The sequence below is a fragment of the Micromonospora sp. NPDC049139 genome, from assembly GCF_055586845.1.
In genome coordinates this window covers 159163-173771 of sequence record NZ_JBVJHK010000015.1, presented here as the reverse complement: position 1 = coordinate 173771, position 14609 = coordinate 159163, and the positions used below count along the sequence as shown (strand labels likewise).

At 71.5% G+C, this 14609-nt stretch carries 13 protein-coding genes; 8 read left to right on the top strand and 5 right to left on the bottom strand.

The genetic code is table 11. The features are described 5' to 3' along the window. Positions 1-62: 62 nt before the first annotated feature. From ACZ6Q9_RS23750 to ACZ6Q9_RS23735, 4 genes are read left to right on the top strand one after another with little or no spacing between them, the layout of a single operon-like run. On the top strand, positions 63-1220 hold the full coding sequence (locus ACZ6Q9_RS23750; protein WP_393456894.1) for an NAD(P)/FAD-dependent oxidoreductase: 1158 nt from the start codon (positions 63-65) through the stop codon (positions 1218-1220). Next, complete coding sequence (locus ACZ6Q9_RS23745; protein WP_393456891.1) at positions 1217-1516, top strand: (2Fe-2S)-binding protein; 300 nt, start codon at positions 1217-1219, stop codon at positions 1514-1516. The genes ACZ6Q9_RS23750 and ACZ6Q9_RS23745 overlap by 4 nt, the downstream gene beginning before the upstream one ends. Then, positions 1509-2987 carry an NAD(P)/FAD-dependent oxidoreductase gene (locus tag ACZ6Q9_RS23740; protein ID WP_396829592.1) on the top strand — a complete coding sequence of 493 codons (1479 nt, stop codon included), beginning with the start codon at positions 1509-1511 and terminating at the stop codon, positions 2985-2987. The genes ACZ6Q9_RS23745 and ACZ6Q9_RS23740 overlap by 8 nt, the downstream gene beginning before the upstream one ends. Next, complete coding sequence (locus ACZ6Q9_RS23735; RefSeq protein WP_393263535.1) at positions 2980-4503, top strand: aldehyde dehydrogenase (NADP(+)); 1524 nt, start codon at positions 2980-2982, stop codon at positions 4501-4503. The genes ACZ6Q9_RS23740 and ACZ6Q9_RS23735 overlap by 8 nt, the downstream gene beginning before the upstream one ends. Before the next feature lie 230 nt (positions 4504-4733). On the opposite strand, the gene ACZ6Q9_RS23730 is transcribed toward ACZ6Q9_RS23735, so the two are convergent. Then, positions 4734-5840: a cation diffusion facilitator family transporter gene (locus ACZ6Q9_RS23730; RefSeq protein WP_396829591.1), complete on the bottom strand. Its 1107-nt coding sequence runs from the start codon at positions 5838-5840 to the stop codon at positions 4734-4736. Positions 5841-5906: 66 nt separating this feature from the next. Here ACZ6Q9_RS23730 and ACZ6Q9_RS23725 point away from each other — a divergent pair, with 66 nt between their 5' ends. From ACZ6Q9_RS23725 to ACZ6Q9_RS23715, 3 genes are all read left to right on the top strand, one after another. Continuing rightward, positions 5907-6266: an ArsR/SmtB family transcription factor gene (locus tag ACZ6Q9_RS23725; protein WP_396829590.1), complete on the top strand. Its 360-nt coding sequence runs from the start codon at positions 5907-5909 to the stop codon at positions 6264-6266. A gap of 330 nt (positions 6267-6596) precedes the next feature. Next, positions 6597-6977, top strand: a complete 381-nt coding sequence (locus tag ACZ6Q9_RS23720; RefSeq protein WP_396829589.1) for a VOC family protein — start codon at positions 6597-6599, stop codon at positions 6975-6977. Between the two features lie 327 nt (positions 6978-7304). Further along, positions 7305-8849, top strand: coding sequence for a hypothetical protein (locus ACZ6Q9_RS23715; protein ID WP_396829588.1), 1545 nt, complete (start codon positions 7305-7307; stop codon positions 8847-8849). 144 nt (positions 8850-8993) lie between these two features. On the opposite strand, the gene ACZ6Q9_RS23710 is transcribed toward ACZ6Q9_RS23715, so the two are convergent. Both ACZ6Q9_RS23710 and map read right to left on the bottom strand, forming a co-directional pair. Beyond that, positions 8994-11258 (bottom strand): NACHT domain-containing protein, encoded by a 2265-nt coding sequence (locus tag ACZ6Q9_RS23710; protein ID WP_396829587.1) that lies wholly within the window; start codon positions 11256-11258, stop codon positions 8994-8996. Positions 11259-11569: 311 nt separating this feature from the next. Then, positions 11570-12388, bottom strand: coding sequence for a type I methionyl aminopeptidase (gene map, locus ACZ6Q9_RS23705; protein WP_396829586.1), 819 nt, complete (start codon positions 12386-12388; stop codon positions 11570-11572). An 89-nt stretch (positions 12389-12477) separates the two neighbouring features. On the opposite strand from map, the gene ACZ6Q9_RS23700 reads away from it, so the two are divergent. Beyond that, positions 12478-12744: a helix-turn-helix domain-containing protein gene (locus ACZ6Q9_RS23700; RefSeq protein ID WP_393263524.1), complete on the top strand. Its 267-nt coding sequence runs from the start codon at positions 12478-12480 to the stop codon at positions 12742-12744. A gap of 268 nt (positions 12745-13012) precedes the next feature. On the opposite strand, the gene ACZ6Q9_RS23695 is transcribed toward ACZ6Q9_RS23700, so the two are convergent. After that, positions 13013-13966: a hypothetical protein gene (locus ACZ6Q9_RS23695; protein WP_396829585.1), complete on the bottom strand. Its 954-nt coding sequence runs from the start codon at positions 13964-13966 to the stop codon at positions 13013-13015. 225 nt (positions 13967-14191) lie between these two features. Then, positions 14192-14539 carry a carboxymuconolactone decarboxylase family protein gene (locus ACZ6Q9_RS23690; RefSeq protein WP_393263518.1) on the bottom strand — a complete coding sequence of 116 codons (348 nt, stop codon included), beginning with the start codon at positions 14537-14539 and terminating at the stop codon, positions 14192-14194. Positions 14540-14609: the final 70 nt, after the last annotated feature.

Here is a 14609-nt window from a genome sequence, read left to right as displayed (position 1 = left end):
AGCGAGCGGATCCACGGCGCGGTCGAGCCCCACGCTGCCGCCCACCGTGGGGAAGCGACGGCGTGAGCGCGGACCTGGTGGTCGTCGGGGCAGGCGTGGTGGGCGCTGCCAGCGCGTACTTCGCGGCACTGGCGGGCCTGCGGGTGGTCGTCGTCGAGCGCGGTGCGATCGCCGGCGGTACCTCCAGCGCCGGCGAGGGGAACGTGCTGGTGTCCGACAAACAGGCCGGTCCCGAGCTGGACCTGGCACTGTACTCGCAGCGGGTCTGGCGCGAGGATCTCGCCGAGCACGGCGATCTGTGGGAGTTCGAGGCCAAGGGCGGGCTGGTCGTAGCGGCATCGGAGCAGAGCCGTGCCGCACTGCGCGAGCTCACCGTCCACCAGCGCCGCTGCGGCGTCGAGGTCCGCGACGTCCCGCGAGCCGAGTTGCGCGACTACGAGCCGCATCTGTCGCCGCGGCTCGCCGGTGGCGCCTACTACCCACAGGATGCTCAGGTCCAGCCGATGCTGGTGGCGGCCCACCTGCTCCGGCTGGCCCGCGAGCGCGGCACGCGGGTGCGTACGCACACCGAGGTGACGGGGTTCCTCCGCGACGGCCCGCGGGTGACGGGCGTACGCACCTCGGGAGGAGACATCCCGGCCAGCGCGGTGCTCAACGCCGCCGGCACGTGGGCCGGCGACCTCGCCGGCCGCGCCGGAGTGCGTGTCCCCGTGCTACCCCGACGGGGCTTCGTCCTGGTCACCCAGCCGATGCCACCCCGGACGATCCGTCACAAGGTGTACGCCGCCGAGTACGTCGGTGACGTGGGCAGCTCCGACGCGGCACTGCAAACCTCGCCCGTGGTCGAGGGGACCGTCGGCGGCACGATCCTCATCGGCGCGTCGCGTGAGCGCGTCGGACTCGACCGGACCATGTCCGTTACCGCTGTCGGCACGCTCGCGGCCAAGGCCATCGCGTTGTTCCCGATGCTCCGGCAGATCCGGGTGATGCGCACCTACCTCGGTTTCCGTCCCTACTGCCCAGACCATCTGCCCGTCATCGGTCCGGACACCCGGGCACCCGGCCTCTGGCACGCCTGCGGCCACGAGGGCGCAGGCATCGGTCTGTCCGTCGGCACCGGCAAGTTGATCGCCCAGGCGCTCGTGGGGGAGCGGACGGACCTGAGTCTCACGCCGTTCGCACCGGACCGCTTCGCGCAGGACGAGGAGGCGTTTCGATGACGCACCAGATGACATTCCGCGGTGCCGTCGTGCCGGCCGAGCCCGGCCAGAGCGTCGCCGCCGCGCTGGTCTCCGCCGGAATCACGAGCTGGCGCACCACCCGCAGGGGCGGCACGCCGCGAGGACTGTTCTGCGGCATCGGCAGCTGCTTCGACTGTCTCATCACGGTCGACGGCGTTCCCGACCAGCGCGCCTGTCTCGTCACCGCCGCCGACGGCATGCGCCTCGGCGACGACGCCGGGCCGGACACACCAGACGCCGGCGACCGGGGAGACAGCGAGGCCACACGTGCCTGACGTCGCCGTGGTCGGCGCGGGACCAGCCGGCCTCGCCGCCGCCGTCGAAGCCGCCGAGGCCGGGCTCGGGGTCACCCTCATCGACACCGCCGCGCAACCCGGCGGGCAGTACTGGCGGCACTACGACGAGGCCCACGCCCGTCCCGACGATCGCGTCGGCCATCACGGCTGGCCGGCCTTCACCCGGCTGCGGGACCGCCTGAACGCCCTCCGCACAGCGGGCCAGGTCCGCTACCTCCCCGGCCACCAGGTCTGGCTCATCACCCGCGACACTGGCGGGACCTTCACGCTCCGGATGACGGCCGCCACGTCCACCGTCACCCCGCTGGATGGCGCGGACCTCACGCTCGTCGCGCCAACGCTGATCCTGTGCCCAGGAGGATACGACCGGCAACTACCCGTGCCCGGCTGGGACCTGCCCGGCGTGATGACCGTGGGGGGAGCGCAGGCCCTGCTCAAGGGGCATCGCACGGCGGCGGGGCGGCATGCGGTCATCGCCGGCACCGGCCCGTTCCTGCTCCCCGTGGCCACCGGCCTCGCGCGCGCCGGAGTGACCGTCGCAGCCGTCATCGAGGCCAACGCGACGCTGGGCTGGCTACGCGATCCGCTCGGCGCGATGTCCGCGCCGGCCAAGGGCGTCGAGGCCCTGCGGTACGCGATGCTGATGGCCCGGCACCGCATCCCGTACCGGACGAGGACCGTGATCCGTGAGGTGCTCGGGAAGGACCGGGCGGAGGCGGTCCGGGTCGCCCGGGTGGACCGCGACGGCCGCCCGACCGGGCCGGACGAGGAGATCGCCGCCGACCTCGTCGCACTCGGTTGGGGCTTCACCCCCTCGCTCGAACTGCCGCTCATGCTCGATGCCGAAACGGCGAAGGACACCGACGGATCGCTCGTCGTGGTCGTCGACGACCGTCAGCGCAGCAGCGTCGAAGGACTGTACGTCGCTGGTGAGGCGACCGGTGTGGGCGGCGCGGCGCTGGCCGTCCACGAGGGGCGGCTGGCCGCGCTCGCCCTCGCTGCCGCGCGCGGCCGCCCGACCGACCGGGCGCTGATGAGGCGGCTGCGACGGGCCGTCCGGCGGGGCCGCGGGTTCGCCGCCGCCATGCACCGCACCTATCCGGTGCCAGGTGCATGGCCCGAGTGGCTGTCGGAGACGACGCTGGTCTGCCGCTGCGAGGAGGTCTCATACGGCGACCTGCGCCGGGCGCACGAGCACCTCGGCGCGGAGGACGCGCGGACGCTGAAGATGCTGGCCCGGCCTGGGATGGGCTGGTGTCAGGGACGGGTGTGCGGCCTCGCCACCGCCGGGATCGCGGCCTGGCTGACCGGGCGTGAGACCACGACGGACGACCTGCGCCCGCTGGCCACCCGCAGCCTCGCCGTGCCGGTGCCCCTGGGGGAGCTCGCTGCCCTGGCCGAGGACACGACGCCCGCCGAGAAGGAAGAAAGAGGACGATACGGTGAATGACGTGTTGAGCGTCGACCCGCGTACCGGCAGACCACGCGAGCGCGTGGCGGCCGAGTCGACGGCGCACGATGTGGACCAGGCGGTGCGCACGGCCGCAGCCGCCGGTGCGGCACTGCAGGACCGCGCCGCGCGTACGGAGCTGCTTCGCGCAGCCGCCGCGCTCCTGGAGACGAACGGCGAGGAGATCATCGCGACCGCCGACGCGGAGTCGGCGCTCGGCCGGGTGCGGCTCGGCGGCGAACTCGCCCGCACGTGCTACCAGCTGCGCCTGTTCGCGGACGTGGTCTCGGCCGGCACCTACCTGGGCGTGATCATCGACCACGCCGACCCGTCGGCGCAGCCCGCACCTCGCCCCGACCTGCGTCGCTACAAGGTGCCGCTGGGCGTGGTCGGCGTCTTCGCGGCGAGCAACTTCCCCCTGGCGTTCAGCGTGCCAGGCGGCGACACCGCGAGCGCTCTGGCCGCGGGGTGCCCCGTCGTGGTCAAGGCACACCCGGACCACCCCGCCACCTCCGTCCTCTGCGCCCGGATCCTCCGGTCGGCGGCGGCCGAGGTCGGACTGCCCGAGGACGTCCTCCGCCTGGTCCACGGTTTCGACGCCGGCCCGGAACTCGTACGCCATCCACTCACCGCGGCCGTGGGGTTCACCGGCTCGGTGCGCGGCGGCCGCGCCTTGTTCGACATCGCATCCTCCCGGCCGCGACCGATCCCGTTCCACGGTGAGCTGGGCAGCCTCAACCCGGTGGTGGTGACCGAACGCGCAGCCGAGACCAGGGCGGAGGAGATCGGTGCGGGGCTGGCGGCCTCGTACACGCAGGGCATGGGCCAGTTCTGCGTCAAGCCGGGCCTCGTCCTGCTGCCCGAGGGACCAGCGGGTGACGCCGTCGTCCAGGCGGTCGTCGCGGCGGCGGTCCCGTCCGGGCCACTGCTCGACCCCCGCATGCGGGAGGCGTTCCTCGCCGGGGTACGCGCCCGCGCGGCGCTACCAGGGGTGGCGGAACCGCTCGGGGCGGGCGAGGCCGGCGATGACGCGGTGCCGCTGGCCGTACGGCCGGGCGTACTGACCGTCGCGGCGTCGCGGCTCGACGCAGGGGCGTACCGGGAGTTGCTCGAGGAGTGCTTCGGGCCGGTCACCGTGCTGGTCCGCTACGGCTCGACGGCCGAACGGGACGCGGTGCTCAACGCCTTGCCGGGCAACCTCACGGCGACGGTGCACCTGGCCGCCGACGAGCGGGACGACGCGGCGGCGGACCTGGTCGCCGGGTTGAGCGAGATCGCGGGACGGGTCGTGGTGGACGGCTGGCCCACCGGGGTGACGGTCGCCCCCGCCATGCACCACGGGGGACCGTACCCCGCCTCCACGAGCGGCTCGACCTCGGTGGGAAGCACCTCGATCGAGCGCTGGCTGCGCCCGGTCTGCTACCAGAACGTCCCGGATCCGTTGCTTCCGCCGGTGCTGCGCGAGGCCAACCCGCTCCGCGTCCCCCGCACGGTCGACGGCGTCAGTACGACCTGAACCGGGTCGGGGCGCGGGTGGTGCCCCGGCCGGTGGCCGGAGAGGGCCGCGCCCTGATCGTGGAACGTGGGCCATGCCGTCCCGACGGCGAAACCACGGACCCGTGGTCCACGTCGCCCCGTCGTCCGCCCTGCGCGTGGTTGGCCGAACCCCACACGGATCGCGTCAGGCGCTCTCCGCCGCCGGAGCGTGTCGGTCAGCCGTTATGTCGTGCACGCGCGCTCGGGTCGTCAGCGGGTCATCTGCCGGCGCTTGTGTGACAGGTCGGTGTGGTGGTGGGCGCCGGGGTGGCAGTCGGGATCGGTGTGGACGGTGGCGCTGGTGAGTCGGGGTACGGCGTGGGTGAGTTGGTGTTCGGCGTCGGCGGCGATCTCGTGGGCGGCGACGAGGCTGAGGTGGGTGTCCACGACGAGTTCGGCTTCGGCGTGGAGGCGGTGGCCGATCCAGCGGAGCCGGACGGCGGTGACGTCGCGGACGCCGTCGACGGCGCGCAGTGTGGTTTCGGCCTGGTCGACCAGCTCGGGGTCGACGGCGTCCATGAGGCGTCGGTAGACCTCGCGGGCGGCGTCCTTGAGGACGAAGGTGATGGCGACGGCGATGGCGAGACCGACGACCGGGTCGGCCCAGTGCCAGCCGAGGGCGGCCCCGCCGGCGGCGGCGAGTACGGCGAGGGAGGTGTAGCCGTCGGTGCGGGCGTGCAGGCCGTCGGCGACCAGGGCGGCGGAGCCGATGCGGCGGCCGACGCGGATGCGGTAGCGGGCGACCAGTTCGTTGCCGATGAAGCCGACGAGGCCGGCGGCGGCCACCCAGGGCAGGTGGGCCACCTCGGCGGGGTGCAGCAGTCGGGCGACAGCGGTCCAGGCGGCGGCGACGGCGGAGGCGGCGATGACCGCGACGATGATGATGCCGGCGATGTCTTCGGCCCGGCCGTAGCCGTAGGTGTAGGCGCGGGTGGCGGCACGCCGGCCGAGAAGGAAGGCGATCGCGAGGGGCACGGCCGTGAGGGCGTCGGCGACGTTGTGCAGGGTGTCGCCGAGCAGGGCGACCGAGCCGGACAGCACGACGATGACCGTTTGGGCGACGGCGGTGGTCCCGAGGCCGACGAGCGAGATCCACAGGGCGCGTAGTCCCTCGCGGGAGGACTCCAACGCCGGGTCGATCTTCGCGCGGGAGTCGTGTGAGTGGGGGACGACCGCGTGGGTCAGCCGGTGCCACCAGGCGGCGAGCCGGCCCCCGTGGTGATGGCCGTGATCGTGCGGGTGGTCATGGCCCTGCCCGTGACCGTGCTCGTGCCCGCCCGGATGGTCGTGGCCCTGGTCGTGGTCGTGGTCGTTCACCGCGTCTCCCACCATCCCTTTACGGCAGGGGGTTGGTACCCCCGACGACGGCGATAATATGTGCTCATGTACGCACGCGACAACGGTGCAGGTGCCAGTGACCTGCAACAACGCCTCCCTGTCGACAGCCACGTCGAGGCAGCAACGGAGATGTTGCGGATGCTTGCGGACGGCACTCGGCTGCGGTTGATGTGGCTGCTCGTCGACGGGGAGCATGATGTGACCGCGCTCGTGGCGGCGCTGGGAGTGGCGCGGCCGGCGGTGTCGCAGCACCTGGGCAAGCTACGGCTGGCGGGACTGGTCACGGTGCGGCGCGACGGCCGGCGGGCGTTGTACAGCGCCCTGGGAGGTCATGTGCGTCGACTGGTGACCGAGGTCATGCACGCCGCGTCGCACCGGGTGGCCGGTATTCCCGAGCACGACTGACCGCCCGGGGAAACGCTCCTATGGCGCGCCAAGTGGTTGGGGTGTGCTTTCGAGGCGTCGATGGAGCTGGCGGTCTCCTGAGCGGTTGAGTCGGTAGCGGATGGTCTTGCCGGAGGACGCGGGAAGCGGGGCCCGCGCCGGCGAGCATGGCGAACGCCGCCGTCGTCGCGGCAGCGCGGCGAGTTCGCCGAGGTGCGCTACCAGGTGTTCTGCCGGCGGGCACTACCCGGGCCGGCGAGTTCCAGAGCGGCCCCCGGCGATGGCAAAGTGGGACAAAGCGGAAGCCTGTCGGCCTGGTGCCGACTACGCTGTCACACGAGGTGAGCCATCATGTTGACAGACGCACCGATGCAGGCGGCCATTCCCGCGAACGACATGGAACGGGCCAAGCGCTTCTATCGCGACACCCTGGGCCTGACCATGTCGCAGGAAGCCGAGGACGCAGTCCATTTCGAGTCCGGCGGAACGCGGTTCTTCATCTATCCCACATCCAACGCCGGGCAGGCGCCCCACACGTTGGCAGCCTGGCTGGTCGCCGACCTCGACGCCGAGATGGCGGACCTCCGGAGGCGCGGCGTGACGTTCGAAGAATACGATCTCCCTGGCCTCAAGACAGTCAACGGCGTCGCAGAGTTCCCGACGATGCGCGGCGCATGGTTCAAGGACAGCGAAGGCAACATTCTCGGCGTGAGCCAGCCCCGCAAAGGTTGATCCCGGACGCGACCCGCGTGACCGGGCGGTGTGCAGCGCGACCCGGAGGTTCCGGACGGGCGTCCGGTTCGGCGCCCGGCCAGCACATGTCCAATGGCCTCGTCGCTAGCCGGCACCTACGGCCGGCCGGAACGCGCGTCATGGCGACAGTCGCCCAAGATCAACGACCCGGGCATCCAACAGCCACCTGGTGGTCGCCCGCCGCCGGTACCCGCAGGTGAGCGATCCTCGACGCATCCGCTGATCGGCGTCGCGCTGCTCTGACGGCACCAAGGCGTCTTGACGTCCGAATAGGATCGGGGCTCGTCCTGCCAAAGGAGGGTGTCGATGCATCGGGCGCTGCGGATGGGTACGCCGATCTTTCTGCTCATCCTGCTCGGCGCGGTCGGCTGGTACGCCTCGTACGCCACCACCGTCCTCGTGTGGGAGCTGCGCAAACTCGTGCCCTGGCTGGTAGCGCCGGCCCTGCTGGCCCTGCTCGCCGGGGCGCCGGCCCTGGTGCGGCTGCTCACCCACCGGCTCCGCGGGCGCAAGGCCACGCCCAGGTCGACCGGCGGGACCGTCGTCCTCGGTTGGCTGGGCGCCGCCGTCGGACTGGCCCTGGGGGGCTGCTGGCTGGTCTACGGCGAATACCTCCAGGACCGGGCGTACGGGACCACCATGACGGTGGTGAGCGATCCGGTCCCGGAGCTGGCCGCCCGCGCGCCGTACCTGGTCGGCAAGGCACAGGCCGCGCCCAACCTGGGCGACGTCACCGGCGAGATCACCGACGTCAGCTACCTGCCCGACTCCGACCGCTTCGCCGTCCTGGTCGAGCGGCGCGGCTGGTTGGCCGGTTACGAGGTCGGTCTGATGCAGGAGGTGCCGCTCGGCGGCAAGAGCCGGGCGCAGCAGCGGTGCCAGTTCGACGTGTCAGCCGCCGACGCGCGGATCGGCGGCTGGTTCAGCCACAACCTGGGCCGGAAGATCTCCGCCGAACGGCGTTGGGCCCGGTTCTCCGCCGACGACGCGTACGTCTACTGCCAGGGCGACAACCCGATCGTGGTGGTGCCGCTGAAGAAGCAGACCGGAATCCTGGTGGTGACCGAACGGCCGGCCGGTGTGGCGCGGTACGACGGCCGAACCGGAGAGGTCACCATCACCGACGACACGACGACGGTGCCCGGACCGTCCTACCCGATCAGCCTGGCCGCCCGGCAGCGGGAGGGCACCACCGCCGTCGGCGGTTTCGCCGACTGGTGGTTCGAGCGCAGCGGCTGGGATGCCTCCGAGGACGGCGCCAACGAGGGCAACGAGTCGGAGTTCACCCTCCGCTACCGCGACGGCAGCGGACGCAGCGCGTACGTCACCCCGCTCACCCCGCAGGGCGAGGCCAGTTCGGTGGTGGCGGTGTCGACCGTGCCGACCCGGCACGCCGGCAGCGGTCTCGCCCCGCTGACCGTGTACCGGCTCAACCCGACCTGGTCGTCGCCCCAGGCGATCGTCGCCCTGATCAAGGCGGAGTACCGGGACGTCTGCTGCTGGAACGACGACCAGGTGTTCGAGGTGGTGCCGACCGGCGGCAGCACGTGGACCGCCACACTCGGCAGTGAGCAGAGCATCCGGTACCGGGTGGAGGGCCGGGGCCAGATCAACGGCCGGGAGGCAACCTGCCTGAAGAACGCCGACGGCACCCTCGTCCGATGCGCGTACGCCGCCCCCGGCTCGCCTGAGGAGCAGGAGCTGCAACGCCGGGAGCAGCAGAAGCAACAGGAGCAGGCGGCGAACGGCGGTACGGACCCGGGCGACCTGACCAAGTACACCGACGAGCGGTTGGCCGAGCTGCACCGGCGGGTCGCCGAGGAGGTCGACCGCCGCCTCAAGGAGCGGTAGTGGTCGATGATCGGTCCACTCGCCGCCGCGATGTCAGGACCAATGCCACGTAGCTCGGTTTGATCTTGCTGCGGGTGGGGTTGCAGCCGCCAGAATCGGATGGGTGTGGCTGCGAGCGTCCGGGCGAGGCAGGCGGAGGTAGGGTCAGATCGAGCCGAGGTCGAGCCGCCCCGGCCGGTTCCGCTGACCGCCCGACCACCGGGCGGTCGCCACGGTCTCACCGTCGGACTCCGGCGCCAGCGGCCGGCGGGCCGGGCCCGCATCCTGCCGTCGCTGGTAGACGGCGGCCAGGTGGTCCTGGAGTTCGGCGTGCCGGAACTGGTACACCACACCAGCCTGCCGCAGCACCTGCCGCCGCAGCGCCTCCCGGAACAGCACCGGGAACCGCACCGGCGGACGCCCGTGCAGCAGCAACGCGACCTGGCCGAAGCCCGTCAGCACTGCCGGGCCGAGGCCGGTGATGACGCCATACGCCGCCCCGATCACGATGCCGGACTCCGGTCCGACCGACCACGTCCCGGGCCGAGGCGGATCCGCGACGTTGAACAGCGCGAACATGACGCCACCGAGGATCACCGCAGAACTGAACGTGACCACGGTGCGGCGGCGGTCGGCCCGAAACGTACCGTCCGGGGTGCTCGCTGGTGAGTCGGCCAGCGGCGTCAGCCAGATGCCGAGCAGGCCGAACGTGACGTTGGCCCGGACGATCGACGAACCGACGATCAGGAGGCCCATGAGAGCCAACCCGGAGATCACGCCGGCGAACGGGCCGAGGACGAGTCCGACGCCCACCCCGACAACCAGCGGCGGTCCCGATCCGGCCAGCCACAGCGTCCGCAGCTCCGCCCGAGTCGGCCACCGCAGGTCCATACCGATCGGTTCGGTCGGGGTCGGCACCGAGGCGGAAGGAGAGGACGTCAGGACGAACCCGACCGCGGCGGCAGCCACGAGAAACGCGCCCAGGGAAGTCAACAACACGTCGGACCGAGCCCCGCCGGTCAACGCCACGTACGCCCCGGCCAGCACTGCCGTCGGCAGTCCGAACCCGGTGCAGATCGCAATCGATAGATCCCTGATCGGAATCCAGGTCGGGATCTCCCACCAGCGCAGGTCGCGGCGCCCCCGCAGGTGGTGAGCGAGCCAGGACAGGTAGAACAGGTGACGCTGGTCGCGCCCGCCGCGCCGGCCGGAACCGGACGGGTAGGCCCGCTCCAGGAACTGGCCGATCACGCGGGCCTTCACCGCTGCCACCGAGGTGAGCCCGATCAGCTCCGCAGGGTCGGGTACGTCACCGTCCGGCCCGTCGAACGCGTCGCGGGCCAGACTCAGGATCAGCGGGGTGGCGAACGCTTCCGCGACCGGTGAGTCGGGTCGGCTGAGCAGATGTTCGGTGAGCCGGTGCCAAAACCGGCGTTGCCGGTCACTGTCGTGACCACGGCGCAGGTACTCGACGGCAGTCTCCGACTCGACCTTGTCGAGCTGGAGGACGACCGGACGCGGCAACCGTCCGCCGGCACGCGCCTGGTCGTACCCCTCGATCCGGGAGGTGAGCACGATCCGCAGCCCGGCGGCCTCGCGCGCGATCCTGGTGAGCGCGGCCCGCTGCCCCGCCGCGGGCATCTCGTCGAGGCCGTCGAGGAAGAGCGCCACCCGCTTGTGCTCGACCAGGCGGCGTGCGACCTTCGCGCCGTAGCGCGGGTGCCGCAGCGCCGGGAAGTTCGTCTCCATCTCCTCGACCACGTGGTCGAGCAGCGACCTCTCGTCCGGGTTCCACCCGCCCAGGGTGACCCAGACCGGCACCGGCGTGTCGGCGCGCTCCGGTGCCGAGGCCGGTCTGACGCACTCCTTCGCTGCCTCGATCAGCAGGATCAGCATCGTTGCGGTCTTCCCGCTACCGGCCGGGCCGAGCAGGACCAGTTGCTGGCGCTGGATCCGCCGATACAGGTCGACATACAGGCGGGTGACCACGCCTTGTTCGCCCGGATGGTCCCCGGCCGGGGCTCGGCGGCTGGCGTTTCGACGGCGCGGAACCCGCCGAACGTTACCCCCGGGAGCGCCGAACACCTCGTGCATCGGCAGTGACCGCTGATGGTCCCGGTGCCAGGTGACCCGCACCGGGTCGGCGTTCGTACCGATGCCCCGGGCATCGGCTTGCGCTGACCACTGCGACACGGTGGCCTGGGCCAGCATGTTCGCCGCCTCCGTGACCTGTTCCGGTGCCGACAACTGCGGCTCCTCACGACCGCGCCGCCCCTCCACCACCACGATGGCCACCAGCAGCAGGACGATCGCGACCCAGGGGGCCCAGCCGAGCCACGGCGGTAGGGGGATCGTCTCAGAAGCCAGGTTGACCGCGAGGCCGAGTACGGCGGACAGCACCACGGCCAGAGGTAGAAGGAAACGCCGCATGTAGATCTCCCGCAGTCCTGACTTGGCTCTTCAGCGGTTCGGTGCCGACCCCTGGCTCCATGTGGGCACGATCCCTTGGTTGGTCGTTCCTCCTGTCCAGAGTAGAGGCCCGTCAACCAAGGGCCAGTTCGGTGATCAGTGTGATGGCGCCTGCCTGACGACCTCGTGCGTGGTTGCGGCCGGGACCGACTGTTGGCCACGCTGGTGCAGGCTGGCGGAAGGGTGAGCTGCTGGCGGTTGCGAGTTGCTCAGGAAGTTGTGGCTGGCCCCATGCCCGGAACCGCTGAGTCACGCCCCGGGGCGGGCAGTGGTCAGGAGGCTGTGGCGGGCTTTTTGGTGGGGTCGGCCGAGGTGGGGCAGTGAGTGGGGCGGCGGGTCAGGACCTGGGGGCCGGAAGCCGTGATGGCGACCGTGTGCTCGGAGTGGGCGGTGCGGGAGCCGTCGGCGGAGCGGATCGTCCAGCCGTCGTTGTCGAACTTGATTTTGTCGGTGGAGCGGCAGAACCAGGGCTCGATGGCGATGGTGAGACCGGGGTCGAGCCTCATGCCGCGACGGGCGCGGCCGTTGTTGGAGACGTGCGGGGCCTCGTGCATGGTGCGGCCGATGCCGTGGCCGCCGAACTCGGCGTTGACGGCGTAGCCGTAGGAGCGGGCGACCTCGCCGATCGCGGCGGAGATGTCGCCGAGGCGACCGCCGGGCTGGGCGGCGGTGATGCCGGCCTCCAGTGCGACCTCGGTGGCCTCGATCAGCTTCTCATCGGCCGGGTCGGGGGTGCCGACGATGACGGAGAGCGCGGAGTCGGCGACCCAGCCGTCGATGCCGGCTGCCATGTCGATGCTGAGCAGGTCACCGTCCCGCAGAACATAGTCGTGCGGCAGGCCGTGCAGCACCGCGTCGTTGACCGACAGGCACAGCACGTTGCGGAACGGGCCGCGGCCGAACGAAGGGGCGTAGTCCCAGTAGCAGGATTCGGCGCCGCGTTCCTTGATCCGGCGGCGGGCGTGGTGTTCGAGGTCTAACAGGTTGACGCCGACTGCGGCGACATCGCTCAGCTCGGCGAGCAGCTCGCCGACGAACTGGCCGGTCACCGCCATCCGGCCGATCTCCTCGGCGGACTTGAGTTCGATCACGACAGCCTCCCTCTCCGGATGCGGTATTTTTATACCGGCATTTTTATACCACGTCAGGTCGGGGTGCTCCGGAGGGATATCCTGCTGGCATGGTTCGCCAACCACTCACCGCCGAACAGATCGCAGCGGGCCAGCGCCTCGGAGCCGCCCTTCGGGCCGCCCGTGCCGGCCGCAGCCTCGTCGAGGTGGCCCTGGCAGCCGGCATCTCCCCCGAGACGCTGCGCAAGATCGAGGCGGGCCGTCTTCCCGCGCCGGCATTCGGCACCGTGGTCTGCCTCAGTCAGGCCCTCGACGTCCCCCTCAGCGGCCTGGCCGACGTCTGGCTGGCCGACATGCCCATCCGCCAGGCGTCCTAGAGGCCAGCCGCCCAGATGCTCCACCAGGAGATCTCTTTCAGGGGACCTCCTCATCCACGCGGTGATCGTACACATGTTCGACAGTGTGGCGAGGTGGCGTCGCGAACTTCTTGGTTCTCGCGGGAACGCGTTTCCTGGAAGTCGTCACCGTCTTGCCGGGGCGACGTGCTCTGGTGGTCCGGGTCCACCGGCGGGCGGGCGTACGGTGACCGCCTGGCGGACCCTGGACCTGGGCACCCTGGCCTGAGCCGGCGGTGCCCCCGGCCGGTCAGACGTTCACGTGGTAGTGCACCGCGAAGTAGCCGGTGTTCGCCGTGGAGTTGGATGCCTCCACGCCGACCCACCCGTGGAACGTCCCGTTGTCGCCGATCACCTGGAGCTGCGGCTTGCGGTGCGAACCACCGGTGTAGCAGGTGCTCGACGTCAGGCAGGTGCACCAGTGCTCGTAGAAGTTCCGCCGGCCCGCTCCCGCGAGGTAGTAGCGGATCGGGGCGGAGGTCGCGCCGTTCGGGCAGGACGAACAGGTGGTGGTCGGGGGGCTGAGCCAGCTCAGGCAGTTCCCGTTGCATCGGGCGAACGACCGGAGGTCCATCCCGCTGGGGCCGGCGGCGCCGGTGCTTCCGCTGTAGCCGGCGTACCGGCCGGTGTACTGGGCCAGCGGGATGTTGCTGACCGGCGTGTACGCGTCGTTCGAGGCGGAACTGCCGAAGCCCCAGCCGGCGGTGACCCCGTAGTTGGAGCTGACGAAGTCGAGCCGGGCCAGGTCGCTGGCGGGCTGGCTGACCGTCCAGGTTTCCTGGACGCCCCCGCTCCAGGTGATGGTGACGCTGTCACCGGAGTTGGTGTACGTGCCGCTCAGGGACTTCACGACGCCACCGGGCTGGAACCCGGCGGCCGTCCGCACCTCGCAGTCGTGGCCGGTGCAGCCGGTCGTCCGGACGCCCGTGCCGGCGGCCCCGACGACGGTGGACCGGTTCCAGTACCAGAAGCTCTCGGTCACCGTGCCGTTGCCGAAGAAGTAGTAGGTCGCCAGCCGGACCCAGACCGGAGCGGTGGCGGGCGCGCCGGCGGCGGGGATGGCCCCGAGCGCGACGCTGTAGATGCGCCGCCCGCCGGGGTAGTCCACCGCCTGTGCGGGCGCCGGCAGGACGACCGCTCCCATGGTCAGCGCCAGCAGCGCGGCGGCGAGATACCGCCAGGTGATCCTCCGTCGACGACCCATACGTCACTCCCCCTCATGACCGACCGGCCGACGTATCGTATCTGATCGATGCCGGCCGGATGGTCCCGCGGCCCGGGACGTCCAGGGTCGACACGCTGGACGGAGCGGGGCGGCCCTCGGTCCTCCTGGATACCGCAGTGGATCCGCCTTGGCGGCACCAGGGGATCGGCCGGCGGCTGGTCGAGGCCGCGACGGCGGCTTCGCCGCCGACTCCGGTTGCCGGGCCTACGAGGCGGCTGCGCCGCCGTCGGGGAAGTTCTCGGCCACCGCCACTTCCTCGATCCAGCCGAGGGCGGCGATCGCGGTGGGAAAGCCGCACGTGGTGATGGCGCCGAGGGCGACGGCGCGCACCTCGTCGAGCGTTGCTCCGTGCTCGACGGCTTTGCGAACGTTGGAGCGCACCGCCCCCTCGGCCTCGGCTCCGATCGCCATGGCAAGTCGGATCAGCCGGTCGGTCCGCTCGTCGAAGGGGCTGCGCTCACGGACGAGGCGAGCGAGCACCCCCTGCGCCTCGGCGACCTCGGGGAAGCGTCCGAGGAACTGCTTGTAGATGGTGGGCAGGTAGTCGACCACGTCTCCTCCGCCGGTCTCCGTGACCTCGTCAGTCCCCACCCTAGTTGTAACCCGGGGGTGACGTTCGTTC